Annotated in this window: 21 protein-coding genes; 1 reads left to right on the top strand and 20 read right to left on the bottom strand. The window is 73.2% G+C overall.

The window, feature by feature from the left end; translation table 11 throughout:
* Positions 1-171: 171 nt before the first annotated feature.
* Positions 172-1,278: a M48 family metallopeptidase gene (locus tag IE98_RS0119395; protein WP_030270546.1), complete on the top strand. Its 1,107-nt coding sequence runs from the start codon at positions 172-174 to the stop codon at positions 1,276-1,278.
* A 69-nt stretch (positions 1,279-1,347) separates the two neighbouring features.
* On the opposite strand, the gene IE98_RS49240 is transcribed toward IE98_RS0119395, so the two are convergent.
* The 20 genes from IE98_RS49240 to folC all read right to left on the bottom strand — a co-directional run bounded on the left by IE98_RS49240 (position 1,348) and on the right by folC (position 25,344).
* Positions 1,348-2,418 (bottom strand): hypothetical protein, encoded by a 1,071-nt coding sequence (locus tag IE98_RS49240; protein WP_030270544.1) that lies wholly within the window; start codon positions 2,416-2,418, stop codon positions 1,348-1,350.
* Positions 2,419-2,508: 90 nt separating this feature from the next.
* Positions 2,509-3,105 (bottom strand): hypothetical protein, encoded by a 597-nt coding sequence (locus IE98_RS0119385; RefSeq protein WP_030270542.1) that lies wholly within the window; start codon positions 3,103-3,105, stop codon positions 2,509-2,511.
* An 83-nt stretch (positions 3,106-3,188) separates the two neighbouring features.
* Complete coding sequence (locus IE98_RS0119380) at positions 3,189-4,496, bottom strand: glutamate-5-semialdehyde dehydrogenase (RefSeq protein ID WP_030270540.1); 1,308 nt, start codon at positions 4,494-4,496, stop codon at positions 3,189-3,191.
* Positions 4,497-4,573: 77 nt separating this feature from the next.
* Complete coding sequence (locus IE98_RS0119375) at positions 4,574-5,074, bottom strand: hypothetical protein (protein WP_030270538.1); 501 nt, start codon at positions 5,072-5,074, stop codon at positions 4,574-4,576.
* Between the two features lie 70 nt (positions 5,075-5,144).
* Entirely contained in the window at positions 5,145-6,281 is a 1,137-nt protein-coding gene (proB, locus tag IE98_RS0119370; protein ID WP_030270536.1) for a glutamate 5-kinase, read from the bottom strand.
* 102 nt (positions 6,282-6,383) lie between these two features.
* Entirely contained in the window at positions 6,384-7,859 is a 1,476-nt protein-coding gene (gene obgE / locus IE98_RS0119365) for a GTPase ObgE (protein ID WP_030270534.1), read from the bottom strand.
* Positions 7,860-7,968: 109 nt separating this feature from the next.
* Positions 7,969-8,226, bottom strand: a complete 258-nt coding sequence (rpmA, locus tag IE98_RS0119360) for a 50S ribosomal protein L27 (RefSeq protein WP_030058248.1) — start codon at positions 8,224-8,226, stop codon at positions 7,969-7,971.
* Positions 8,227-8,238: 12 nt separating this feature from the next.
* On the bottom strand, positions 8,239-8,556 hold the full coding sequence (rplU, locus tag IE98_RS0119355; protein WP_030270532.1) for a 50S ribosomal protein L21: 318 nt from the start codon (positions 8,554-8,556) through the stop codon (positions 8,239-8,241).
* 219 nt (positions 8,557-8,775) lie between these two features.
* Entirely contained in the window at positions 8,776-12,327 is a 3,552-nt protein-coding gene (locus tag IE98_RS0119350) for an Rne/Rng family ribonuclease (RefSeq protein WP_030270530.1), read from the bottom strand.
* A 348-nt stretch (positions 12,328-12,675) separates the two neighbouring features.
* Positions 12,676-13,440, bottom strand: a complete 765-nt coding sequence (locus IE98_RS0119345) for a TIGR03936 family radical SAM-associated protein (protein WP_030270529.1) — start codon at positions 13,438-13,440, stop codon at positions 12,676-12,678.
* Between the two features lie 138 nt (positions 13,441-13,578).
* Entirely contained in the window at positions 13,579-14,316 is a 738-nt protein-coding gene (locus IE98_RS0119340) for a hypothetical protein (RefSeq protein WP_052390696.1), read from the bottom strand.
* 132 nt (positions 14,317-14,448) lie between these two features.
* Positions 14,449-16,377: a TIGR03960 family B12-binding radical SAM protein gene (locus tag IE98_RS0119335; RefSeq protein WP_030270526.1), complete on the bottom strand. Its 1,929-nt coding sequence runs from the start codon at positions 16,375-16,377 to the stop codon at positions 14,449-14,451.
* A 170-nt stretch (positions 16,378-16,547) separates the two neighbouring features.
* The gene (locus IE98_RS0119330) at positions 16,548-17,747 is read right to left on the bottom strand and encodes an FtsW/RodA/SpoVE family cell cycle protein (RefSeq protein WP_030270524.1); all 1,200 of its coding nucleotides are present in this window, start codon (positions 17,745-17,747) and stop codon (positions 16,548-16,550) included.
* Positions 17,744-19,975, bottom strand: a complete 2,232-nt coding sequence (mrdA, locus tag IE98_RS0119325; RefSeq protein ID WP_030270522.1) for a penicillin-binding protein 2 — start codon at positions 19,973-19,975, stop codon at positions 17,744-17,746. The genes IE98_RS0119330 and mrdA overlap by 4 nt, the downstream gene beginning before the upstream one ends.
* Before the next feature lie 32 nt (positions 19,976-20,007).
* Complete coding sequence (gene mreD / locus IE98_RS42710; RefSeq protein ID WP_043174577.1) at positions 20,008-20,649, bottom strand: rod shape-determining protein MreD; 642 nt, start codon at positions 20,647-20,649, stop codon at positions 20,008-20,010.
* Positions 20,650-20,651: 2 nt separating this feature from the next.
* Complete coding sequence (gene mreC, locus IE98_RS0119315; RefSeq protein WP_030270518.1) at positions 20,652-21,590, bottom strand: rod shape-determining protein MreC; 939 nt, start codon at positions 21,588-21,590, stop codon at positions 20,652-20,654.
* Positions 21,591-21,675: 85 nt separating this feature from the next.
* On the bottom strand, positions 21,676-22,701 hold the full coding sequence (locus IE98_RS0119310; protein WP_030270516.1) for a rod shape-determining protein: 1,026 nt from the start codon (positions 22,699-22,701) through the stop codon (positions 21,676-21,678).
* A 377-nt stretch (positions 22,702-23,078) separates the two neighbouring features.
* Entirely contained in the window at positions 23,079-23,492 is a 414-nt protein-coding gene (gene ndk, locus IE98_RS0119305; protein WP_030270515.1) for a nucleoside-diphosphate kinase, read from the bottom strand.
* A gap of 103 nt (positions 23,493-23,595) precedes the next feature.
* Positions 23,596-23,940: a DUF4233 domain-containing protein gene (locus IE98_RS0119300; protein ID WP_030270514.1), complete on the bottom strand. Its 345-nt coding sequence runs from the start codon at positions 23,938-23,940 to the stop codon at positions 23,596-23,598.
* 6 nt (positions 23,941-23,946) lie between these two features.
* Complete coding sequence (folC, locus tag IE98_RS0119295) at positions 23,947-25,344, bottom strand: bifunctional tetrahydrofolate synthase/dihydrofolate synthase (RefSeq protein WP_030270513.1); 1,398 nt, start codon at positions 25,342-25,344, stop codon at positions 23,947-23,949.
* Position 25,345 lies beyond the last annotated feature (1 nt).

Raw genomic sequence — 25,345 nt, 5'->3', positions numbered from 1 at the left:
GGACCTCGTTCCGGACGACCAGCGTAAGCCGGGGCGTTCCGGACACCCGCCACCGCCCCCCGGGCGTACGGTGGTCCGCCGGGGACGAGTACACGAGCACGGACGTTGGAGCCAACAGCAGCGGGGGCCGGCCGGGGGCCGGTGCCGGCGACGACCAGGAGGTACTCACACATGACCGACTTTTCCAAGGACGGCGGCAACACGCCCAGCCGGCGCCGGCAGCGCTTCGCGGAGATCTCCACCCGGGCCTGGGAGCACCCGGCCGACCGTTCCGCGCTGGTGGCGCTGCGCAGGCTGAGCGGCTTCGACGACGTCCTCAAGAAGCTCGCCGGCCTGGTGTCGGAGCGCAGCGTCCGGCTGATGTTCCTGGCCACCGCGGTGAAGACCTCCGAGCGTCAGTTCCCGGAGCTGTACGGCATGGTGCGGGACGCCGCCTACGTGCTGGACCTGGAGAAGGTGCCGGACCTCTACGTCACGCAGGACCCGACGGTCAACGCGATGTGCATCGGCATGGAGACGCCGATCATCGTGCTGACCAGCGGCCTGGTGGAGCTGCTGGACGAGGAGGAGCTGCGCGCCGTGGTCGGCCACGAGGTCGGGCACGCCATGTCCGGCCACGCGGTGTACCGGACGATGCTGCTGATCCTCACCAACATCGCCGCCCGGATCGCCTGGCTGCCACTGGGCAACCTCGCCATCATGGGCGTGATCACCGCGCTCAAGGAGTGGTTCCGCAAGGCCGAGCTCTCCTGCGACCGGGCCGGCCTGCTGGCCGGGCAGGACCTGCAGGCCTCGATGCGCGGCCTGATGAAGCTGGCCGGCGGCCACGACCTGGCGGAGATGAACGTCGACGCCTTCCTGGAGCAGGCCGAGGAGTACGAGCGCGCGGGCGACCTGCGCGACGGCGTGCTCAAGCTGCTGCAGGTGCTGCCGCAGACCCACCCGTTCGCGGTGGTCCGGGTCGCCAAGCTGAAGAAGTGGGCGGAGAGCGACGAGTACCACTCGATCCTGGCCGGCGCCTACCCGCGCCGCGGCGACGACCCGCAGACCTCGGTCGGCGCCCAGTGGAAGGCCGCCGCGGACTCCTACTCGCAGTCGGTCAAGGAGAGCAAGGACCCGCTGATGGGTCTGCTGCGGGACGTGGCCGGCGGGGTCGGCACGGTCGGCGGCAAGCTGCGGGACACCTTCGCGGGCGCCCGCTCCGGCGGCCCGGCCGGCTCCGACGGCGCGAACGGCGGCACGAACGGCGGCACGACGGACGGCGACGGCCGGGAGTGACACCGGCGGCAACGGCACCCCGGTGGCGCCGCTGACACCGGGCGGGGTGCCCCGGCCGGCCGTACGGGCTCACCGCCCGGCGGCCGGCTTCGCCGTCGGCGGTGCGAACACCCCGCACACCTGCCAGGCCGGCCGGCTGCGGTCGCCCGGGTCGACGGCCTGCGGTGCGGCCGCCGTGCCGCCCGCGAGCAGCGGCTGCAGGTAGCTGCTCATCGGGGCGCCGCACGAGGCCGGCCCGGCCTGCACCACCGCGTCGACCAGCCGCAGCCGGTCCGAGCTGAGGTCCAGCCGGTCGAAGGCGAACCGCAGCTCCCGGCGGACGCTGAACAGGCTCACCGGCCCGTCCGAGGTGCCGGCCGCGCGGACGGCGTAGACGAAGGTGTGGTCGGTGGTGATCTCCAGGGTCCCGCTGTCGGCCTCGCCGACCCGCACGGTGCCGGAGGTCCGCACCCCGTCGTCGGCCAGCGCGACCTTCCCCGGGTCGAACCGGACCAGCCAGCCGGTGGCGGCGTGGTGCTGGTCGTCCTGGGGGCTGTTCACGCTGTCGTCGTACTGCGCCTGCTCGCCCGGGGTGATCAGGGTCCGCACCTCGGCCGTCTCCCCCTGGACGAGGGTGGCCGGGGCCAGCGCGGACGCGGTGAGGTAGCGCTGCACCACGGAGAGCGCCCGGTTGACGTCGGACCTGGTGAAGTGCGCGGTCGCGGCGCCCGCGGGCAGCGCCAGCCCGGTCGACCCCTCCCCGTAGCCGGCCGGCAGCGCCGCGAACGGCTTCCCCGGGTCGGCGACCGCGGCCACCGGCCCGGTCGGGCTCAGCGCCACCAGCGAGGTGGTCAGCTGGTTGCCGGACGGCGGCGCGGCCTGCCGGTGCGGCGAACTGACGCCGAAGTACACCGCCGCGGCGAAGGCGAGGAACACGACCAGCAGCAGCGCCACCGCCTGCCGCGGCAGCGTGCCGAACGGGCCGAGGCCGACCCGTGCCCGGGTCGCCCGGTACGTCCCGCCGAGCCGCTCCTGGGCCGAGAGTTCCTGGATCCGGGCAGCCCGGACGAACGATTCGTCGAAGACGACGGACCGGAACTCGTCATCGCTGCCGGAACCGCCCTCGGGCGCACCCTCCGGAGGCTCGCGCGGGTCACCCATAGCACCAGGGTAGAACCGGGCGGCCCAGGCTTCGACCGGCCGCGGGCAAACTCCGTACGGCGTCCCGGTGCGGCGGCGCCACCGGCCCGCTCAGCCGCTCAGCAGAGCCACGGCGCTGGGAAGCGGCGCGGCCGGCGGCGACGAACCCGGCGTGCTGCTGGTGCCCATCTCCGGACGCCGCGGCGACTCGCCCGCCCCGCCGGCGCCGCGGTAGATCGCGGCCACCGCGACCGCCACCACGCCGACGCCCATCACCACCGCCAGCACCCAGGCGACCGGCCGGTGCCAGCGCTGCTGCGCGACGTGCCGCCCGTCGTGGCGCAGCGGCTCCCAGCCGACCGAACGGGACCACCGGGCCCGCCGCCGGGCCCGGTCGGTGCCGGACCACGGGTCGGGGTACAACCGGTCGTCGTCCAGGCCGCGCGGGTGCGGTCGCAGCTCCAGCGGCAGTACGTCGCCGGTGCCGGCCATCTCCGGTGCGGTCAGGTCCCGGGGCCGCACCGGGCCTGCGGGGTCCGGCTCGAACCGGGCCTCGGCGGCGGCCAGCTGCCGCTCCAGGGCGCTCGGCTCGTGCACGGCCGCGGACCGGACGAAGGCCTCGTCGAGGACCACGGTGGCGAACTCGTCGTCCGCACCACCGTGGTCGGCGCCGTCGGGGTACGGAGAGCCCCCCACATCCTCAGCCACGGGATTCAGCGTATTACCGGGCGGGCGGTTTGTCTGGGCCTCCTGCCAGTTGGCCCGACCGCCCGGAGCGCGCGCCGGTCGGCTCAGGAGCCGACGGTCTGCTGCGCCTCGCCCCGCACGTGGCCGTCACCAGTGACGATGTACTTGGTGGAGGTCAGTTCGGGCAGACCCATCGGGCCGCGGGCGTGCAGCTTCTGGGTGGAGATGCCGATCTCCGCGCCGAAGCCGAACTCACCCCCGTCGGTGAACCGGGTCGACGCGTTGACCGCCACGGTCGTGGAGTCGACCAGCTGGGTGAAGCGCCGGGCGGCGGCCTGCGAGGTGGTGACGATCGCCTCGGTGTGGCCGGAGGACCAGCGGCGGATGTGCTCGACCGCGGCGTCCAGGGAGGGCACCACGGCGGCCGCGATGTCGTACGAGAGGTACTCGGCCGCCCAGTCCTCGTCGGTGGCCGGGACGGCGGTCGCGCCGGTGCCCTCGGCCGCCTTCAGCACGGCGTCGTCGCCGTGCACGGTGACGCCGGCGCCGGCCAGCGCCTCCAGGGCGAGCGGCAGGAAGGCGTCGGCGACGTCCTGGTGGACGAGCAGGGTCTCGGCGGAGTTGCAGACGCTGACCCGCTGGGCCTTGGAGTTGAGCAGGATGCCGACGGCCATCGCCAGGTCCGTCCGGGCGTCGACGTAGACGTGGCAGTTGCCGGTGCCGGTCTCGATCACGGGCACGGTGGAGCCCTCGACCACGGTGCGGATCAGCGAGGCGCCGCCGCGCGGGATCAGCACGTCGACCAGGCCGCGGGCGCGCATCAGCTCCTGCACCGAGTCCCGGCTCTCGCCGGGCACCAGCTGGATCACGTCGGCGGGCAGGCCCACCGAGGCGACCGCGTCGCGGAGCACCGCGACCAGGGCGGTGTTGGAGCGGTAGGCGGAGGCGGAGCCGCGCAGCAGGACGGCGTTGCCGGACTTCAGGCAGAGCGCGGCGGCGTCCACGGTGACGTTGGGGCGGGCCTCGTAGATGATGCCGACCACGCCGAGCGGCACCCGGACCTGCCGGACGTCGAGGCCGTTGGGCAGCGTGTAGCCGCGCACCACCTCGCCGACCGGGTCGGGCAGGCCGACCACGTCGCGGACGTCCGAGGCGATCGCGGCGATCCGCTGGTCGTCGAGGCGGAGCCGGTCGACGGTGGACTCGGGGGTGCCAGCCTCGCGGGCGCGGGCGACGTCCTCGGCGTTGGCGGCGGTGATCTCGGCGCTCCGGGCGACCAGCGCGTCCGCGATCGCCAGCAGCGCGGCGTCCTTGGCGCTGCGCGGGAGCGGGGCGAGCGCGGCGGCCGCCTCACGGGCTCGGCGCGCGACGGCGAGGACGGGGCTGTCGGTGGTGGCGTGGTCGCTGGTCATGCCTGAAGGGTAGCGACTCGGGGCCGCCGCCCCGGCCCGCATTTCGTCGGCTGAGACGCGGGCCGCGGCGCGGCAGGTCAGTACGGGTGCACACCGCCGAGGTGCGGCGACGGGTCGCCGAACCCCTCGGCCACCCGCTGGTGGTAGGTGGTGCGGTCGACGACCTCCAGGCCGACGATCTCCCACGGCGGTAAGTTCGCGGACGCCTTGTGCTCGCCCCACAGCCGCAGTGCGATGGCGGCGGCGTCGTGCAGGTCGCGGGCCTGCTCCCAGTACCGGATCTCGGCGTGGTCGGCGGCGTAGCGGGCGGTGAGGAAGAAGGCGTGGTCGTGGGCCAGCTGCTCCAGGGCGGCCCGGAGTTCGGTGATCGGGGTGGCCCGGCCGGCCACCGACAGCACCACGTGCCAGAGCCTGCCGTGCTCCTCCGCCTCGCCGTCGTGCTCGCCGTTCGGGTGCAACTCGCTGACGGCCTGCGGGGGTTCGCCGGGCGGGTCGCCGCCGGCGCGGCCCCCCGCGATGCTGGTGAGCCGCCGCGCGGACGTCTCCCCGGGCAGTGTTCCCGGGCGCCTGCTTGCCATCGGCGGCCTCCTGTTCGGCGACGTCCCCTGCCCCGGGCGCCGCCCGCTGGGCCGGCCCCCGGTGGCCCCGTCAGCCGCGCAGGACGACCAGGTCGTCGCGGTGGACGACCTCGCGCTCGTACGCGGCACCGAGCTCCTGGGCCAGCTCCCGCGTGGACCGGCCGAGCAGACGGGGCAGCTCCCTCGCATCAAAGTTGACCAGTCCGCGGGCGACGATGTGGCCGTTTTCGCCAAGAAGGTCGACGGGATCACCCGCGGTGAAGTCGCCGTCGACCTTGGTCACACCGGCCGGGAGCAGGGACTTCCCGCCGAGGACGACGGCGTCGACGGCACCGGCGTCGAGGTGGAGCGCGCCGCGCGGGGTGGAGGCGTGTTCGAGCCACAGGAGCCGGTCGGCGGAGCGGCTGCCGGTGCGCAGGAAGAGCGTGCCGACGGGCCGGCCGGCCAGCGCCTCGGCGGCGTGGCTGGCGGCGGTCAGCACGACGGGGATGCCGGCGCCGGTGGCGATCCGGGCGGCCTCGACCTTGGTGACCATGCCGCCGGTGCCGACACCGGCCTTGCCGACGCTGCCGACCTCGACGCCGTCGAGGTCGTGCGGGCCGCGCACGGTGTCGATCCGGGTGGTGCCGGGCCTGGCCGGGTTGCCGTCGTACAGGGCGTCCACGTCGGAGAGCAGCACCAGCAGGTCGGCGCGGACGAGGTGGGCGACCAGCGCGGCCAGCCGGTCGTTGTCACCGAACCTGATTTCGGCGGTGGCGACGGTGTCGTTCTCGTTGACGACCGGCATCGCGCCCATCGCGAGCAGCTGGTCGAGGGTGCGGTAGGCGTTGCGGTAGTGCGACCGGCGACTGGCGTCCTCGGCGGTCAGCAGCACCTGGCCGACCCGGATCCCGTACCGGGCGAAGGAGGCGGTGTAGCGGGCGACCAGCAGGCCCTGGCCGACGCTGGCGGCGGCCTGCTGGCGGGCCAGGTCGGAGGGGCGCTTGGCGAGGCCGAGCGGGGCGAGGCCGGCCGCGATGGCACCGGAGGAGACCAGGACGACGTCGGGGGCGTCCGGACGGGAGCGGACCTTGGCGAGCGCGTCCACGAGCGCGTCGACCCGGTCGGCGTCCAGGCCGCCGGCCGCGGTGGTCAAGGAGGACGAGCCGACCTTCACGACGATCCGCCGCGCGGCGAGGACGTCCTGCCGCAGTGTCTGACCCGTCATCAGTGTCCTCCGGTCGTGCTGGATCGAGCCCGCTGCTCGGTCGCAATCTACGCGATCCGCGCAGCGGGCCCGTCGGGGTTTTCAGCTGGTGGACGCCGGGACTCAGTAGTCCTCGTCGTCGCCCTCGATGGCCTGGCGGCCGGAGGAGAGCGCCTCGAACGCGCGGAACTCCTCCTCGGCGGCGTCCCGGCCGCGCTGGCGCTCGCGGCGGCGGTCGACGGCGGGCCGCTGCGTCTCGAACCGGTGGTCCTCGCCGCGGCGGCCGAGCATCTCGGCGCCGGAGGCCATGGTCGGCTCCCAGTCGAAGACGACCGCGTCGTCCTCGGCGCCGATGACGACGGTGTCGCCCTCGTGCGCGCCGACCTTCCAGAGCTCCTGCTCGACGCCGAGGCGGGCCAGGCGGTCGGCGAGGTAGCCGACGGCCTCGTCGTTGCTGAAGTCGGTCTGGCGGACCCACCGCTCGGGCTTGACGCCGCGGATGCGGTAGGCGCCGTCCTCCTCGGTGATGGTGAAGCCCGCGTCGTCCACGGCCTTCGGCCGCAGCACGATCCGGGTGGACTCCTCGACCGGCTTGGCGGCGCGCGCCTCGGCGACGATCTGGGCGAGGGCGAAGCTCAGCTCGCGCAGGCCCTTGTGGGCGAGCGCGGAGACCTCGAAGACGCGGTAGCCGCGCTCCTCCAGCGAGGCGCGGGTGAGGTCCGCGATGTCCTGGCCGTCCGGCACGTCCACCTTGTTGAGGGCGACCAGGCGCGGCCGCTCCTCCAGGCCGCCGTACTGGGCGAGCTCCTCCTCGATGGTCTCCAGGTCGGTGAGCGGGTCGCGGCCCGGCTCCAGGGTGGCGCAGTCGAGGACGTGCACCAGCACCTCGCAGCGCTCGACGTGGCGCAGGAACTCCAGGCCCAGGCCCTTGCCCTGGCTGGCGCCCGGGATCAGGCCGGGGACGTCGGCGATCGTGTAGACCGTGGAGCCCGCGGTGACCACGCCGAGGTTGGGGATCAGGGTGGTGAAGGGGTAGTCCGCGATCTTCGGCTTGGCGGCGGAGAGCACCGAGATCAGGGAGGACTTGCCGGCGCTCGGGTACCCCACCAGGGCGACGTCGGCGACGGACTTGAGCTCCATCACGATGTCGCGGGCCTCGCCGGGCTCGCCGAGCAGGGCGAAGCCGGGGGCCTTGCGGCGGGCGGAGGCGAGGGCGGCGTTGCCGAGCCCGCCGCGGCCGCCGGCGGCGGCGACGAAGCTGGTGCCGTGGCCGACGAGGTCGGCGAGCACGTTGCCCTTCTTGTCGAGCACCACGGTGCCGTCCGGCACCGCGAGGACGAGGTCCTGGCCGTCGGCACCGGTGCGGTTGCCGCCGGCGCCCGGCTTGCCGTTGGTGGCCTTGCGCTTGGGCGAGTGGTGGTACTCGAGCAGGGTGGTGATCTGGCTGTCGACGGTGAGGATGACGCTGCCGCCCTCGCCGCCGTTGCCGCCGTCGGGGCCGCCGAGCGGCTTGAACTTCTCCCGGTGCACGGAGGCGCAGCCGTGGCCCCCGTTACCCGCGGCGACGTGCAGCTCGACGCGGTCCACGAAGGTGGTCATGGGGTGTGCCTCCAGTACGACGAAAAATGGGGTCCTGCGGTAAAGCATGAAGGGTGGACCGGATCATTCCGGCCCACCCTTCACGACGAGTCCTGACGTGGGGTCAGACTCAGGCCTCGACGGCCACGATGTTGACGACCTTGCGGCCGCGGCGGTTGCCGAACTGCACGGCACCGGCGGTCAGCGCGAACAGGGTGTCGTCGCCACCGCGACCGACACCGGCACCCGGGTGGAAGTGGGTGCCGCGCTGGCGGACGAGGATCTCGCCGGCCGAGACGACCTGGCCGCCGAAGCGCTTGACGCCGAGGCGCTGGGCGTTCGAGTCACGGCCGTTGCGGGTAGAGCTTGCGCCCTTCTTGTGTGCCATCTCGCTATCCCCTTACTTGCTGACGGAGTCGATGCTCGTGATGCGCACCGCGGTGTACTTCTGGCGGTGACCCTGACGACGGCGGTAACCCGTCTTGTTCTTGTAGCGGAGGATGACGATCTTGTCGCCCTTGGTCTCCTCGACGACCTCGGCGTGCGCCTTGACGCCACCGAGCACCCACGGGTCGGAGGTGACGGCGTCACCGTCGACGACCAGGACGGTCGAGAGCTCGACCGAGTCACCCGGCTTGGCCTCGATACGGTCGATCTCCAGCACGTCGCCGACGGCGACCTTGTGCTGGCGGCCGCCTGCGCGAACGATCGCGTACATGCGGTACCTGCTTTCTGTACTCGGTCGGAACTCACCGATGCCAGCCCCTGGGTACGGACACAGGGGCCTCCCCCGGAACCGCGGGACGGATCCGGGAGGTGATGTGCTCGGGAGCATGGCGTAAGACGCCGAGGGTCAAGAATACGGACCGGCCCGCTCGGGGGCAAACCGGGCCCTACCGGCCCGGGGCGGCACGTCGGCCGCCCCGGGCGCGGGGCGTTACTCGGCGGCGCCGTCACCTTCGGCGGCCGCGGCCTTCTTGGCCGCCGCGCTCGTCCGCTTGGTGGCGGTCTTGCGGGCGGTGGTCTTCTTCGCCGCGGTGGTCTTCTTCGCGGCGACCGTCTTCTTGGCGGCGGTCTTGCGGGTGGCGCGCTTCTTCGGCGCGGCCTCCTCGGCCTCCTCCTCGACGGGTGCCTCCACGGCCTCGACGGCGGCCTCGACGGCCTCCGCGGCCACCACGACGGCCTCCACGGCCTCCGCGGCTTCGACGACGGCCTCGGCGGCCTCGACGACGGCCGGCTCCGCGGCGGGCTCGACGGCCTGCTGCTCGGCGGCGGTCAGCGCGGCCTCCATGGCTGCCTCGGCCCGGGCCTGCAGCACGACGATCTCGGCCTCGGCCGGCGAACCCGCCGGGGCCGTCGCCTTGCGCACCGCGCGGCGGCGGGTACGGCCCGCGGGAGCCGCGACCGGCTCGGCCTCGGCCGGCGCCTCGACGGCCGCCGCGGGAGCGGCCTCCGCCGGCTCGGCCGCCCGAACGTCGACGACCTCGATCTCCTCGACGGCCTCGGCGAGGTCGACGGCGTCGGGGAGCTCGACGGCCTCGGGGGCCTCCTCCGGGGCCTCGGTCGCGACCGCGGCCTCGGCCGGCTGCTCGGCCTGGGCGCCGCCCTTGCCGCGCCGACGGCGCTTGCCGCCGCCCGCCTCGCCGGCCGCCGGGGCGGCACCGCCGCCACCCCCGTGGCTGTGCGGCTGGTCCATGTGGACGATGACGCCGCGGCCGTTGCAGTGCACGCACGCCTCGGAGAAGGACTCCAGCAGGCCCTGGCCGACCCGCTTGCGGGTCATCTGCACCAGGCCCAGCGAGGTCACCTCGGCCACCTGGTGCTTGGTCCGGTCCCGGCCCAGGCACTCCAGCAGGCGGCGCAGCACCAGGTCGCGGTTGGACTCCAGCACCATGTCGATGAAGTCGATCACGATGATGCCGCCGAGGTCGCGCAGCCGCAGCTGGCGGACGATCTCCTCGGCCGCCTCGATGTTGTTGCGGGTGACGGTCTCCTCGAGGTTGCCGCCCTGGCCGACGAACTTGCCGGTGTTGACGTCGACGACGACCATCGCCTCGGTCCGGTCGATCACCAGCGAACCGCCGCTGGGCAGCCAGACCTTGCGGTCCAGCGCCTTCATCAGCTGCTCGTCGATCCGGTAGGTCGCGAAGACGTCCACGTCCGAGGTCCAGCGCTGCAGGCGCTCGGCGAGGTCGGGGGCCACGTTGGAGACGTAGTCGTGGATGGTGTTCCACGCGTCGCCGCCGCTGACGATGACCTTGGTGAAGTCCTCGTTGAAGATGTCGCGGACGACCCGGACGGTCATGTCCGGCTCGCCGTACAGCAGCACCGGGGCGTTGCCCGTGGCGGCCTTCTTCTGGATGTCCTCCCACTGCTGCTGCAGCCGCTGGACGTCGCGGGTCAGCTCCTCCTCGCTGGCGCCCTCGGCGGCGGTGCGCACGATGACGCCGGCGTCGTCCGGGACGATCTTCTTGAGGATCTGCTTCAGGCGGGCCCGCTCGTTCTCGGGCAGCTTGCGGCTGATGCCGGTCATCGAGCCCTCGGGCACGTAGACCAGGTAGCGGCCGGGCAGCGAGATCTGGCTGGTCAGGCGGGCGCCCTTGTGGCCGATCGGGTCCTTGGAGACCTGCACCAGCACGGACTGGCCGGACTTGAGGACCGACTCGATCCGGCGCGGGCCGCCGTGGCCGCCCAGCGCACCGAAGTTGACCTCGCCGGCGTAGAGCACCGCGTTGCGGCCCTTGCCGATGTCGACGAAGGCGGCCTCCATGGACGGCAGCACGTTCTGGACCTTGCCCAGGTAGACGTTGCCGACGTAGCTGGTGGCCTGCTCCTTGTTGACGTAGTGCTCGACCAGCACGCCGTCCTCGAGCACGCCGATCTGGGTGCGCTCGCCGTTCTGGCGCACCACCATGACGCGCTCGACCGACTCGCGGCGGGCCAGGAACTCGGCCTCGGTGATGATCGGCACCCGGCGGCGGCCCAGCTCGCGGCCCTCGCGGCGGCGCTGCTTCTTCGCCTCCAGGCGGGTGGAGCCCTTGATGGACTGCACCTCGTCCGGGTCGAAGGACGGCTCGGTGGAGCGGCGGCGCGGCTCGCGCACCTTCACCACCGTGCGGACGCCGTCCTCGGTGGTCTCGGCCTGCTCCGCGGTGCCCTCGCCGCTGCGGCGACGGCGGCGACGACGGCGACGCGAGGAGGACAGCCCGGCGGCGAGCTCGTCCTCGTCCTCGTCCTCCTCCGGCTCGGCCTCGCCGGAGGTGTCCTCGGCGGTGGTGTCGTCCTCGGCCTGTGCCGACTCGACGGCGGCCTCCGACTCCTCGGTCTCCCCGCGGCGACGGCGACGACCGCCCCGACGGCGGCGGCGGGACGGACGGCCGTCCTCCTCCCACTCGCCCTCCTGCTCGGGGCCGGTGCCGGCGGCCTCGGGGGCCTCCTCCGTCTCGGCGGGGGCGACCTCGGCGCGGGCGGGGGCCTGCGCACGGGCGGGGGCCTGCGCACGGGCCGGGGTCTGCACCCGGACGGGCGTGCGGACCCGGCGGCGGCGGCCGACACCGCTGTACTCGTACTCCTCTTCCGTGCTGCCGGCGCCCTCGTCCGCGGCGACGGCCGGTGCGGCGGGGGCGGAGGCGGCGGAGGCGGCGGGCGCGACCGGCACGACGTAGGGCGCGGGCTCCTGGAAGACCGGGGCCTGGAAGAGCGCGGTGGACGGGCGGACGGCCCGGCGGCGCACCCGGTGCGAGGTCTCCGGCTCGGGCTCGGCGGCGGGGGCCTCCGCGGCGGGCGTCTCGGCCTCGGCGGCGGCCTCCTCGGCGGCCTCGGGCTCCTCCTCGACCGGCTCGGCCTCGGCGGCGGGCTCCTCGGCGGCTGGCTCCTCGGCGGCCGGCTCCTCGGCGACGACCGGCGTCTGCTCGACCACGCGGCGGCGGCGGGCGCGGCGGGCGGGCGCGGCCGGGGCCTCCTCGGCGGCGGGCTCGGCCACCGGCCCCGCGGCGGCGGCCACGGGCTCCTCGGCGGGCGGAGCCTCCGCGGCGGCGGGCTCGTCGGCGGCCGGCGGGCCGGCGGGGGCCTCGGCGCGCTTGCGGGTGCGGCGGGTCCGGGCCGGCTTCTCGGCGGCGGGCTCCTCGGCGACCGGAGCGGCCACGGGCTCGGCCGCGGTCTCCTCGGCGGTCCCGGCGGGCCCGGTCACCACGATCGAGGTGGCCTCGGGGGCGCCGGCCGGGGCCTCGGCGCGCTTGCGGGTGCGGCGCGGCCGGGCCGGCTTCTCGGCGGCGGGCTCCTCGGCGACCGGAGCAGCGGCGGCCGGGGCCGCCTCCTGCTGCGGCTCGGCGGGCAGCACGGTCTCGGCCGTCTCGGCGGCGGCGCCCTCCGGGGCGCCGGCCGGGCGGGAGACCGCCCGGCGACGGCGGCGCGGCGGGGCCGCGGCACCGCCGTCGGCAGGGGTGTCGGCCGGTTCCGCAGCGGACTGCGGTTCGGTGTTCTCGAGCATGCGGGTGGATCTCCCGTCAGGCCCCCGGGCTCCGCATCCGGGCACGGCTCGACACCTGGTTCACGGCGGGCCACGGTGATGGCGTGCCGGCTTCCACGGTGCCGCCGTGCGGACGCGAGGCCGCACAGGAGCTCGTAGTCTCGCTCGGCGTCCCGCACGGTGCGGGATACCGAAAGTCTTCTGGTCTGACCAGTCTTCTCGTTGTCCAGGTCGGGCCGCGGGGCCCGGCTGCGTGCGACGACGCTCGCTCCCCTGGGAAGCCGCGGGGACCGGGGAGCCACGGCCCGGTGGTGAGCCCTGGCTCCCTGCCCACTCGGCGGTCGGCAGAGGCGCGCGGCCCTGCGGCCGCTATCGGCCTGCCGGGGCCGCGGCGCGATCGAGCGCCAGCGGGTCGGTCACCGTGCCGGTCTCCTCGTCGAGCGGCCCCTGCGCCAGCCTGGTCACCTCAGCGGGGACCGGCGGCGCCAGGTCGGCCGTCGCACGGAGACCGGACAAAACGTCGTCGGGTCGTACGGCGGGTGTGGCGTGTCGTACTACCAGCCGCAGTATCGCACAGAGTGAGCCCTGACGAACATCGTCGGCACGCTCTGTGCCAGTGTTGTTACCATCGCCGACCTGCGACGGGAGCACCTGCAGCGACGCGACGGCCCCACGGGCGTCGAACACGCGGACGCCGTTCTTGGTCGTGCGCTGCACCTCGACGGCCTCCTCGGCCAGGAACGCGGCGACCGCGCGGGCCGCCTCCTCCCGGTCGACGCCGGCCAGGCGCAGCTGCCACTCGGAGGCCTCCAGGCGCTCGACGAAGTTGGCGGTGCGGACCTCGACGGCGTCCACGACGTCCAGGCCGGCCGGCAGCGAACCGTCGAGCTGGGCGCGGAGCTCCTCCGGGTCCCGGGCCTCGGCGAGGCCGATCTCCAGGTACTCCGCCTCGCTGGCGACGCCGGTCGGTGCGGCGTTGGCGTAGGAGACCTTGGGGTGCGGGGTGAAGCCGGCGGAGTACGCCATGGGAACGGCCGAGCGGCGGAGCGCGCGCTCGAACGCCCGCTGGAAGTCCCGGTGGCTGGTGAAGCGCAGACGGCCGCGCTTGGTGTAGCGGAGACGGATGCGCTGCACCGTCGGCGCGGGCGGCGGACCGTCGGGCGTGCGGCGTGCCAGGGCTGCTCAGTCCTTAGATCGGTGTCCCGTCCGGCCGTACCGGCCGGTTGTTTGTCAGGACAAGGGTACGCGCCCGGGCCCGCCGCCCGGACCGGGTCACCCCACCAGGGCCCGACGGACCTCCTGCAGCACCCGTGCGATCTCCGCCTTCGCGGGCCACCACACCTCGCGGCGGACCCACCGGCAGGGCCGCGCCACCAGGAAGCGCCAGATCCGTCCGCCGATCCGCCAGGCCGCGACGACGGCCTTCGCCACCTCGCGGAGCACCGGGTACAGCAGCACCCGCCACAGCCACTCCAGCGGCACCGCCACCAGGACGTGCAGCACCCGTCCCGTCCCGCGGGCCAGGACCGACAGCAGCCACCGCGCTCCGCGGCCGCACGGCGCCAGCACGTACCGCCACAGCGCCGCGAGGGGGACGACCACGAGGTAGCGGCCGAGCACCAGCGACCCGCGGCCCAGCGGCAGCAGGACGTTGCGGCCCAGCCAGTGCAGCGGCAGCACGACCAGCACGCGGCCGCACCGGCGCAGCGCCGCCAGCACGGCCCTCCCGGCCGGTGCCAGCACCTCCCTGCCCAGCCACGCCAGCCCGCGCCCGCACGGCACGAGCAGGTACCGGTACAGCCGGACGGGCGGCCACACCAGCGTCCAGTACAGGAGGCGGCAGACCTGCAGCACGACCCACCCGAGCGCCCGCCCGCAGGGCCGCAGCACGGCGGCCAGCAGCACCTCCCACAGGAAGCGCAGCGGCACCACCACCAGCAGCGCGAACACCCGCGTCGGCACCCGCACGAACGCCACCAGGCACCCCTCGGCGGGTCTCTCCCCGGCCATCCGTCTCCTGTCCGCGTTTCCGTACGAGGAGAGAAAAGTACACGACCGCGTCCGACGGACGGACGGCCCGTCGCCGCCGACGAAAAGGCCGTCGGCCCCGTCCGAGGACGGGGCCGACGGCACACGGGCCCGCTACTTGTTGACGACGCTCAGCGGCAGCAGCTTCTTGCCGGTGGGGCCGACCTGGATGTGCGTGTCCATCTGGGGGCACACGCCGCAGTCGAAGCACGGGGTCCAGCGGCAGTCCTCGACCTCGACCTCTTCGAGGGCGTCCTGCCAGTCCTCCCAGAGCCAGTCCTTGTCGAGGCCGCTGTCCAGGTGGTCCCAGGGCAGGACCTCCTCGTAGCTGCGCTCGCGGGTGGTGTACCAGTCGACGTCGACGCCGGTGCCGGCGAGGCCCTTGTCGGCGCAGGCCATCCAGCGGTCGTAGGAGAAGTGCTCGCGCCAGCCGTCGAAGCGGCCGCCGTCGTCGTAGACGGCGCGGATGACGGCGCCGATCCGGCGGTCGCCACGGGAGAGCAGACCCTCGACGATGCCGGGCTTGCCGTCGTGGTAGCGGAAACCGATGTTCTTGCCGAACTTGCGGTCGTGTCGGATCGAGTCGCGCAGCTTGGCGAGGCGGGCGTCGGTGTCCTCGGCGGAGAGCTGCGGGGCCCACTGGAAGGGTGTGTGCGGCTTGGGCACGAAGCCGCCGATGGAGACGGTGCAGCGGATGTCGTTGCCGCCGGTGACCTCGCGGCCCTTGGCGATGACGTTCTTCGCCATCTCGCCGATCTGCAGGACGTCCTCGTCGGTCTCGGTGGGCAGGCCGCACATGAAGTACAGCTTCACCTGGCGCCAGCCGTTGCCGTACGCGGTGGCGACCGTGTTGATGAGGTCCTCCTCGGACACCATCTTGTTGATCACCTTGCGGATCCGCTCGCTGCCGCCCTCGGGGGCGAAGGTCAGACCGGAGCGGCGGCCGTTGCGGGAGAGCTCGTTGGCCAGGTCGATGTTGAAGGCGTCCACGCGGGTGGACGGCAGCGACAGGCCGATCTTGTCCTCGGCGTAGCGGTCGGCGAGGCCCTTGGTGACGTCGGCGATCTCGGAGTGGTCGGCGCTGGACAGCGAGAGCAGGCCGACCTCCTCGAAGCCGGTGGCCTTGAGGCCGCGGTCGACCATCTCGCCGATGCCGGTGATGCTTCGCTCCCGCACGGGGCGCGTGATCATGCCGGCCTGGCAGAAGCGGCAGCCGCGGGTGCAGCCGCGGAAGATCTCGACCGACATCCGCTCGTGGACGGTCTCGGCGAGGGGGACGAGCGGCTGCTTGGGGTAGGGCCACTCGTCGAGGTCCATGACGGTGTGCTTGGAGACCCGCCACGGCACGCCGGGGCGGTTCGGCACGACGCGGCCGATCCGGCCGTCCGGGAGGTACTCGACGTCGTAGAAGCGCGGCACGTACACGCCGCCGGTCTTCGCGAGCCGCAGCAGCACCTCGTCGCGGCCGCCGGGGCGGCCCTCGGCCTTCCAGGCGCGGACGATCTCGGTCATGTCGAGGACGGCCTGCTCGCCGTCGCCGACGACGGCGCAGTCGAGGAAGTCGGCGATCGGCTCGGGGTTGAAGGCGGCGTGGCCGCCGGCGAGCACGATCGGGTCGTCGAGGCCGCGGTCCTTGGACTCCAGCGGGATGCCGGCGAGGTCGAGCGCGGTCAGCATGTTGGTGTAGCCGAGCTCGGTGGAGAAGGAGAGGCCGAAGAGGTCGAAGTCCTTCACCGGGCGGTGCGCGTCGACGGTGAACTGCGGGACGCCGTGCTCCCGCATCAGCGCCTCCAGGTCGGGCCAGACGCTGTAGGTGCGCTCGGCGAGCACGCCCTCGCGCTCGTTGAGCACCTCGTACAGGATCATGACGCCCTGGTTGGGCAGGCCGACCTCGTAGGCGTCGGGGTACATGAGGGCCCAGCGCACGTCGCAGGCGTCCCAGTCCTTGACGGTCGAGTTGAGCTCGCCGCCGACGTACTGGATCGGCTTCTGGACGTGCGGGAGGAGTGCCTCCAGGCGTGGGAAGACCGATTCGACTGGCATGCGGTGAGCCCTTTGGGTCGTGGACGGGGACGACCCTCAAGGTTACCGGACCCGGCCGCCCGTCCTTCCCGGCCGGGACGCACCGGCTCCGCGGCCCGTGGAACGGGTCGGCGCCCGCGACGGCGGTGGCCGTCGGGGCGCCGGTCCGGTGGGCGGCGTCGGCCGCCCGGTCAGATCCCTATCGGCCGCTGGGAGCGGACGGACTGGAGCAGTCCGATGGCGACCCAGACGGCGAACATCGAGGAGCCTCCGTAGGAGACGAACGGCAGGGGGATGCCGGCGACCGGCATGATGCCGAGGTTCATGCCGATGTTCTCGAAGGCCTGGAAGGCGATCCAGGTGATGACGCCGGCGGCGAGGACGGTGCCGTAGAGGTCGGTGGCCTGGCGGGCGATCTTGCAGGCCCGCCAGAGGATGACGCCGAGCAGGGCGATCAGGCCGAGGCCGCCGACGAAGCCGAGTTCCTCGCCGGCCACGCTGAACACGAAGTCGGTCTGCTGCTCGGGGACGAACTGGCCGGTGGTCTGGAAGCCGTGGAACAGGCCCATGCCGGTGAGTCCGCCGGAGCCGATGGCGATCCGGGCCTGGGCGGTGTTGTAGCCGACGCCGGCCGGGTCGAGCGAGGGGTTGGCGAAGGCGGCGAAGCGGTCGATCTGGTACTTGCTCAGCACGCCGAGCTTCCAGATGACCAGCGCGCCGACGGTGCCGGCCCCGATGAGGCCGAAGACCCAGCGGCGGGCGGCGCCGGAGGCGAGCAGGACGCCCATGATGACGATGCCCATCACCATGACCGAGCCGAGGTCGGGCATCAGCATGATGACGCCCATCGGCACCGCGGCGATCGCCAGGGACTGGACGACGCTGCGCGAGGAGGGGAACTCCCGTTCGCCGGCGTCGACCCGGGCGGAGAGCACCACGGCCATGCTCATCACGATGGAGAGCTTGGCGAACTCGGCGGGCTGCAGCGAGAAGCCGCCGCCGAACTGGATCCAGGAGTGCGCTCCGTTGATGGTGGAGCCGAGCGGGGTGAGGGTGGCGCCGAGCAGCAGCAGGACGCCGACGTAGACGAACGGCACCGCGGTGCGCAGCCGCCGTGTCCCTATCCCGACCGTCACCGCGCAGAGCACCACGCCGACCAGGGTGTTGGTGAGGTGCCGGAAGAGGAAGTACTGCGGGTCGCCGTGGGTGAGGCTGTCGCGGCCGCGGGTGGCGGACCAGACGAGCAGCGAGCTGCCCAGGGAGAGCGCCAGGGCGGAGAGGATCATGATCCAGTCCATCCGGCGCAGCGGCGAGTCCTTGGCCAGGGCCCGGGCGATGGAGCCGCGCTGCGGGGCGAGCCGGACGGTGCGGTACGAGCCGTAGGAGGTCATCCGCGGCTCCTTCCGGTGGCACGGGCGGGCTCCAGCGCGGCGAGCGCGAGGAGGGCCGGGGCGCCGGTGCCGGTGGCGGGCGCCGGGTCGAGGAAGGCACGGTCGCCGGGGGCGTCGTAGGAGGCCTGCTTGATGATGGCGGTGCCGTCGGGGTTGAACTTGGGCAGTTCGCTCTGCGGCTTGGGCAGCAGGGCCTTGCCGTTGTCGATGGCGCCCTTGTCGTCGACGCCGTAGAGCGCCTGGTAGATGCGTCGCACCGAGTCGCCGGAACCACCGGAGCCGGTGCCGCCCTGGCTTATCGTCATGACGACCGCGTAGTCGCCGCTGTAGGTGGTCAGCCACGAGGTGGTCTGCTTGCCGGCGACCTCCGCGGTGCCGGTCTTGGCGTGCAGTTCGATCTTGCCCTGGGGCCAGCCGGCGCCGACGAACTTCCAGGCGGCGGTGCCGCTGGTGACGACGCCCGCGGTGGCCTGGTCGATGTAGTCGAGCAGCTTGCCCTGGGCGGGGATCTTGCCGTCCTCGTGGGGGGCGATGTCGCGGACGAGCTTGCCGTCCGGGCTCATGATCGCCTTGCCGATGGTGGGCCGGTAGAGGGTGCCGCCGTTGGCGAGCGCGGAGTAGATCCGGGCCATCTGGAGCGGGGTGACGAGGGTGTCGCCCTGGCCGATGGCGAAGTTGACGGCGTCACCGGCGCGCATGACGTTGCCGTCCTGGCAGTTCTCGCGGGCGATCTCGTCGGCGTACTCGTGGCCGCCCTTGGCCGCCTGGGCGCACCAGGCGTCCTTGTTGGCGTCGTAGAAGGACTGCTTCCACTGGCGGTCGGGGACCCGGCCGGCGACCTCGCTGGGGAGGTCGACGCCGGTCTTGGCGCCGAGGCCGTACTGGTGGGCGGTCTTGGTGAACCAGTCGGCGGCGGGCTTCTTCGGCTTGATGCCGCCGTCCTTCAGCCACTGGTCGTAGGACAGGTAGTAGAAGACGGTGTCGCAGGAGATCTCCAGGGCCTTCTCCAGCGAGATGTCGCCGAAGCTCTCGCCCTCGAAGTTCTTGAACTCGCGGCCGCCGATGGTCATGCTCGGCGGGCACGGGTAGTGGCCGTCGAGGGAGTAGCCGGCCTGGACGGCGGCGGTCGTGGAGATGACCTTGAAGGTGGAGCCGGGGGCGGAGAGGCCCTGGATGGCCCGGTTGATCAGCGGGTAGTTGGAGCCCTTGTCGGTCAGCGCCTGGTAGTCCTTGGCGGTGATGCCGCCGACCCACAGGTTGGGGTCGAAGGTGGGGGCGCTGGCCATGGCGATGATCCGGCCGGTGTGCACGTCCATGACGAGGGCCGCGCCGGAGTCCGCCTCGTAGTTCTTGTGGGTCTCCTTGTCGTAGACCTTGCGGGCGTCGGTCATGGCCTGCGCCAGCTGGTCCTCGACGACCTTCTGGACCCGGGCGTCGATGCTGGTGACGAGGTTGTTGCCGGACTGCGCGGGGACGGTGCCGGCGCTGCCGATGACCTTGCCGAGGTTGTCGACCTCCAGCTTGTCGACGCCGGTGGTGCCGCGCAGGTCGTCGTCGTAGACGGACTCCAGGCCGGCGCGGCCGATCTGGTCGCTCGGCAGGCGGCGTTCGCGGCCGGACTTGTCGGCGGTCCTGGTGACCTCGTCGTCGGTCACCGGGGAGAGGTAGCCGAGCACCTGGGCGGCGCTGGCGCCCTCGACGCCGGTGTAGCGGCGGACGGCGGTGGGCTGGGCGGTGACGCCGGGGAAGTCCTCGCGGCGCTCCATGATCTGCATGGCCTGCTGGGTGGTGGCCTGCTGGGTGACCGGGATCGGCTGGTAGGGCGAGCCGTTCCAGCAGGGCTTGGGCGTCTTGGCGTCGCAGAGCCGCACCTTGTCCTGGACGTCCTTGGGCTGCAGCCCGAGGACGCCGGCGAGGCGGGTCAGCACGGCCTTGCCGCGGTCCTTCTGCTGGAGCAGGGAGGTACGGCTGACGGAGACGACGAGCTTGGTCTCGTTGCCGACGAGCACCCGCCCGGAGGCGTCGAGGATCTCGCCGCGGACGGCGGGCTCCACGACCTCCCGGATGTGGTTCCCTTGCGCCTGGGCGGCGTACTGGCTGCCGGTCCGGATCTGCAGGTACCACAGCCGCCCGCCGAGGGTGGCGAGCAGCGACAGCACCAGGATCTGCAGCACCACCAGACGGATCGTCACCCGTTGGGTGCGTCCGGTCTCCGGGATGTTGCTCACTGGGGGGACTCCTCCTGGGGTTCTGCGGGGCGTCAGGGACGGCGGGCGAGGCCGAGCGACCGCTTCTTGCGCTGGCTCGTCGGCATCGGCGAGGACTCCCGGGTGGTCTTGTAGCGGGCCAGGCTGCCGAGGCCGGACCCGCCCGGGTCCTCGGTCTCGGCGCCGGAGACGCCGCGCTCGAACCGGCGGGCGAGCAGCATGACGGCGGGCACCACGAACGGCGCGAGCAGCACGTCGTACAGCAGGGCGCTGAAGACCAGGCCGGCGAGGCCGACGTGGCGGGCGGCGGTGTCGCCGACCAGGGCGCCGACGGAGGCGTACAGGCCGGTGGAGACGACGGCCGCGACGGCGACCACCATCAGGGCACTGAGCGCGGAGCGCTGCCGGCCGGCCTCGGGGCGCAGCAGGCCGGCGGCGTAGCCGACCAGGCAGAGCACCAGCGCGTACCGGCCGATGGCGTGGTCGGAGGGCGGGGCGACGTCGGTGAGCAGGCCGGCGGCGAAGCCGGCGAGGCAGCCGCCGGTCGGGCCGTACACCAGGGCGAGGCCGACGACGACGAGCATCAGCAGGTCGGGGGTGGCCCCGGGCAGCTGGAGCCGGCCGAGCACGCTGACCTGGACGACCAGGCCGAGCAGCAGCAGGACGGCGGAGAGCAGGATGCGGTTCGGACGCACGGTCAGTTCCCCCCTGCGGGTGTGGAGGCGGCGGTCGGCTGCGCGGGGGCGGCGGCCGGCGGGTTCGCCGCGGCGGCGGACGGCTTGGGCGGCAGGACGCCGTCGCGCGGGTCGCTGCGCGGCGGCACGACGACGACGCCGACCAGGTCGAGGCGGGTGAACTGGACGTAGGGCTCGACCAGGATCGTCTTGGTGAGCTCGCCGGGGGTGGCCTGGACCTCGACGACCCGGCCGACGGGAACGCCGGGGACGAACGGGCGGCCGCTCTGCGAGCCGAAGGTGACGACCCGGTCGCCGGCCTTGACCTGGGCACGGCCGTTGAGCAGCTGGACCCGCATCGGGCTGCTGCCCTGGCCCGCGGCGAAGCCGATCTCGTCGCTGCCCTCCAGCCGGGTGCCGGCGGTGAAGCCGGGGTCGGAGGCGAGCAGCACGGTGGCGGTGGTCGGGGCGACGGTGGTGACCCGGCCGACCAGGCCCTGTCCGTTGATGACGGTCATGTCGCGGGTGAGGCCGTCGTCGCTGCCGGCGTCGATGGTGATCGTCCAGGAGAAGCCCTGGGCGGCGCCGATCGCGATGACCTGGGCGGCCTTGATGGTGTATCCGCCGTTGCCGGCCGTCCGGAGCAGGTCGTCGAGCTGCTTGGTGCGGCCGGCCGCGGTGTCGGAGGAGGCGAGCCGCTGGCGCAGCTCGGTGTTCTCCCGGGTGATCTGGTCGAGGCGCTGCTGGTGGGTCGAGGCGTCCCGGACGGCGCGGATGGTGCCGGCGACCGGGTCGACGAGGCCGGAGGCGCCGCGCTCGACCGGGCCGAGCAGGCCGGCGGCCGCCCGGCGGGCCCCGCCGAGCGGGGAGTCCTCGCCGCCCTTGATGTCGACGGTGATCAGGGCGAAGGCGACCGCGACCAGCAGGATGAGCAGTAGTCGGCTCTCTCGTGTGTCCCTCACGGTGCTGGAGCGCCCCTTCGTTCCCTGGTACCGGTTGTTCAGTTGGAGATGTGACGCCGTGTGCGCCGTGCGGCCCCCGCGGGGGTCAGCGGCGCGGCTGGGCGTCCAGGACCTGCTGGAGCGCCTCGAACTCCTCGACGCACTTGCCGGCGCCGAGGGCGACCGAGTCCAGCGGGTTCTCCGCGATGTGGATGGGCATGCCGGTCTCCCGGCGGAGCCGCTCGTCGAGGCCGCGCAGCAGGGCGCCGCCGCCGGTGAGCACGATGCCGCGGTCCATGACGTCGCCGGCGAGCTCGGGCGGGCACTGGTCGAGCGTGGTCTTGACCGAGTCGATGATGGAGTTCACCGGCTCGTCGATGGCCTCGCGGACCTCGGCGGCGGAGATGACGACGGTCTTGGGCAGGCCGCTGACGAGGTCGCGGCCGCGGATCTCGGCGTGCTCGTCCTTCTCGCCTTCGAGCGCGAAGGCGGAGCCGATCGACATCTTGATCTGCTCGGCGCTGCGCTCGCCGAGGAGGAGGCTGTACTCCTTCTTGATGTGCTGGACGATGGCGTTGTCCAGTTCGTCGCCGGCGACCCGCAGGGACTGCGCGGTGACGATCCCTCCGAGGGAGATGACGGCGACCTCGGTGGTGCCGCCGCCGATGTCGACGACCATGTTGCCGGTGGGCTCGTGCACCGGCAGGCCGGCGCCGATCGCCGCGGCCATCGGCTCCTCGATGATGTGCACCTGGCGCGCGCCGGCCTGGGCGCTGGCCTCGATGACGGCGCGGCGCTCGACCCCGGTGATGCCGGAGGGGACGCAGACCACGACGCGCGGGCGGGCGAGGTAGCGGCGGCGGTGGATCTTGAGGATGAAGTAGCGGAGCATCCGCTCGGTGATCTCGAAGTCGGCGATCACGCCGTCCTTGAGCGGGCGGATGGCGACGATGTTGCCGGGCGTGCGCCCGATCATCTTCTTCGCCTCGGCGCCGACCGCGAGGATGCCGCCGGTGTTGGTGTTCACGGCGACGACCGACGGCTCGTTGAGGACGATCCCCTTGCCCCTGACGTACACCAGCGTGTTGGCAGTGCCGAGGTCGATCGCCATGTCACGGCCGATGAACGACAGATTGTTGGCCATGGGGTGTGCAGTGCCTTCCCGAGCTCGGTGTGCATGTGCGGGGAGTGGGCCGATCGCGCGAGCCCACGACAGGGCTGACATCAGCTGAGCAGCCGTACCGGGCCCATGAGTTGCGTCCATCGTAGCCAGGCCCGTTCACCGCGTACGACGAGGTGCGGCATGCTGGCCATTCTCCGGCGGCCGATGTGCTCTTCCCGGGATTGGGACGCCGTGTCGGCACTCGGGGTTCCGCCTTTTCGGGGCGGGTTCCGAGGATTGCACCTGGTCGGGCCAGGGCGGTTGCGCCCGGCCCGACCTGGGCGTATGTCAGACCTGTGCCGGTCGCGTGCCGGTCCTGTGCGAGGTCCTCGCGGGGCCTGCGGGGGTCAGGCGTGGGCGGGGAAGAAGATCTTGATCTCGCGCTCGGCGGAGGCCTCCGAGTCCGAGGCGTGGATCAGGTTCTCGCGGGTGATGGTGGCGTAGTCGCCGCGGATCGTGCCGGGGCCGGCCTGCAGCGGGTCGGTGGCGCCGGCCAGCGCGCGGATGCCGGGGATGACGTTCTCGCCCTCGACGATCAGCGCGATCGACGGGCCGGAGGTCATGAACTCCAGCAGCGGCTCGTAGAACGGGCGGCCGACGTGCTCCGCGTAGTGCTGCTCCAGCGTCGCCCGGTCGAAGGTGCGCAGTTCGAGGGCGGCGAGCCGCCAGTTCGCCTTGCGCTCGATGCGGCTGATGATCTCGCCGGCCAGGCCGCGCTGGACGGCGTCGGGCTTGAGCAGGACGAGAGTGCGCTGGGACACGGTGCAGCTCCTGGGGATCGGGTTCGGCACGGTGGGTTCGGCCACCGCAGACACTACCCTGCGGCCGCGGCCGGCCTGCGCGAACCTGCCGCTCAGCGGGGGTTCAGGCGGTCTGCGAGGCGGCTTCGGCCCGGGCGGCCCTGACGGCGTCGACCTTGCGGCCGTAGTGCACCGAGCACCACCACAGGGCGGCGAAGACGGCACCGAGCCCGAACATGGCCGGCAGCACCAGGCCGCTGGCGATCAGGCCGATCTGCAGCGCCCAGCCGACCGCCACCGCGCCGGGGCGCTCGATCATGCCGCAGAGCAGCACGCACAGCACCATGGCGGTGCCGCTGACGGCCCAGATCGTGCCGGTCGGCACGTCCGACAGCGGCATGGCGACCAGGCCGGCGAACATGATGAGCAGGGCCTCGCCGATGAGGGTCGAGGAGCAGAGGGTCCGCATCGGGTGCTACTTCCTTCCGAACAGCAGGCGTGCCTCGCCCACCGTGATGACCGAGCCGGTGACCAGGACGCCGGCGCCGCCGAGGTCCTCCTCCTCGGCGAGGGTGACGGCCGCGTCGATCGCGTCGTCCAGCCGCGGCTCGACCTGCACGCGGTCCTCGCCGAAGACCTCCACGGCGAGCGCGGCCAGCTCGTCGACGGGCATCGCCCGGTGGGTGGAGTTCTGGGTGATCACGACCTCCGCGAGGATCGGCTCGAAGACCTCCAGCAGGCCGGAGACGTCCTTGTCGCCGCTGGTGCCGATCACGCCGACCAGCTTGGTGAAGCCGAAGGCCTCGCCGATCGCGGCGACGGCGGCCTCGGCGCCGTGCGGGTTGTGCGCGGCGTCGAGGATGACGGTGGGGCTGCGGCGGACGATCTCCAGACGGCCCGGCGAGGACACGCCGGAGAACGCCCGGCGGACCTTCTCGGTGTCGAGCTGGCCGCCGGCGGCCGCACCGACGCCGAAGAACGCCTCGACGGCGGCCAGCGCGAGGGCGGCGTTGTGCGCCTGGTGGGCGCCGTGCAGCGGGATGAACACGTCCTCGTACTCGGCGCCGCCGAGGCCGCGAAGGGTGACGAGCTGGCCGCCGATCGCGACCTCGCGGCGGATCACGCCGAACTCCATGCCCTCGCGGGCGACGGTGGCGTCCACCTCGACGGCCCGCTTGAGGATGGTCTGCGCGGCGTCCAGCTGCTGCTGGGCGACGACGGCGAGCGCGCCGGGCTTGATGATGCCGGACTTCTCCACCGCGATCTCGCCGGTCGTGCCGCCGAGCTTGTCGGTGTGGTCCAGGCCGATCGGGGTGATCACGGCGACGGCGGCGTCGATGACGTTGGTGGCGTCCCAGGAGCCGCCCATGCCGACCTCGACCACGGCGACGTCCACCGGGGCGTCGGCGAAGGCCGCGTACGCCATGCCGGTCAGCACCTCGAAGAAGGACATCGCGACCGGCTGCGTCTCGTCGACCATCCGCACGTAGGGCTCGATGTCCCGGTAGGTCTCGACGAACTTCTCGCTGCTGATCGGAACGCCGTCCAGGCTGATCCGCTCGGTGACGGACTCCACGTGCGGGCTGGTGTAGCGGCCGGTGCGCAGCTCGAAGGTGCCGAGCAGCTGCTCGATCATCCGGGCGGTGGAGGTCTTGCCGTTGGTGCCGGTGATGTGGATCGACGGGTAGGAGCGCTGCGGCTGGCCGAGGATGTCCATCAGCGCCGCGATGCGGTCGAGCGAGGGCTCCAGCTTGTTCTCCGGCCAGCGGCCGGACAGTTCGGTCTCCACGGCCCGCAGCTCGGCCTCGGGGCCGGTCGCCCCGGCGTCGGAGGGGCGGGTGGTGTACGGGTTCTGCTCGGCCTTGTCGCTCACG

This window comes from Streptomyces sp. NRRL B-24484 (genome assembly GCF_000717715.1).
Taxonomy (GTDB): domain Bacteria; phylum Actinomycetota; class Actinomycetes; order Streptomycetales; family Streptomycetaceae; genus Kitasatospora.
Note: the sequence above shows the minus strand (reverse complement) of the source record. Positions and strands in the feature narration are given on the sequence as shown.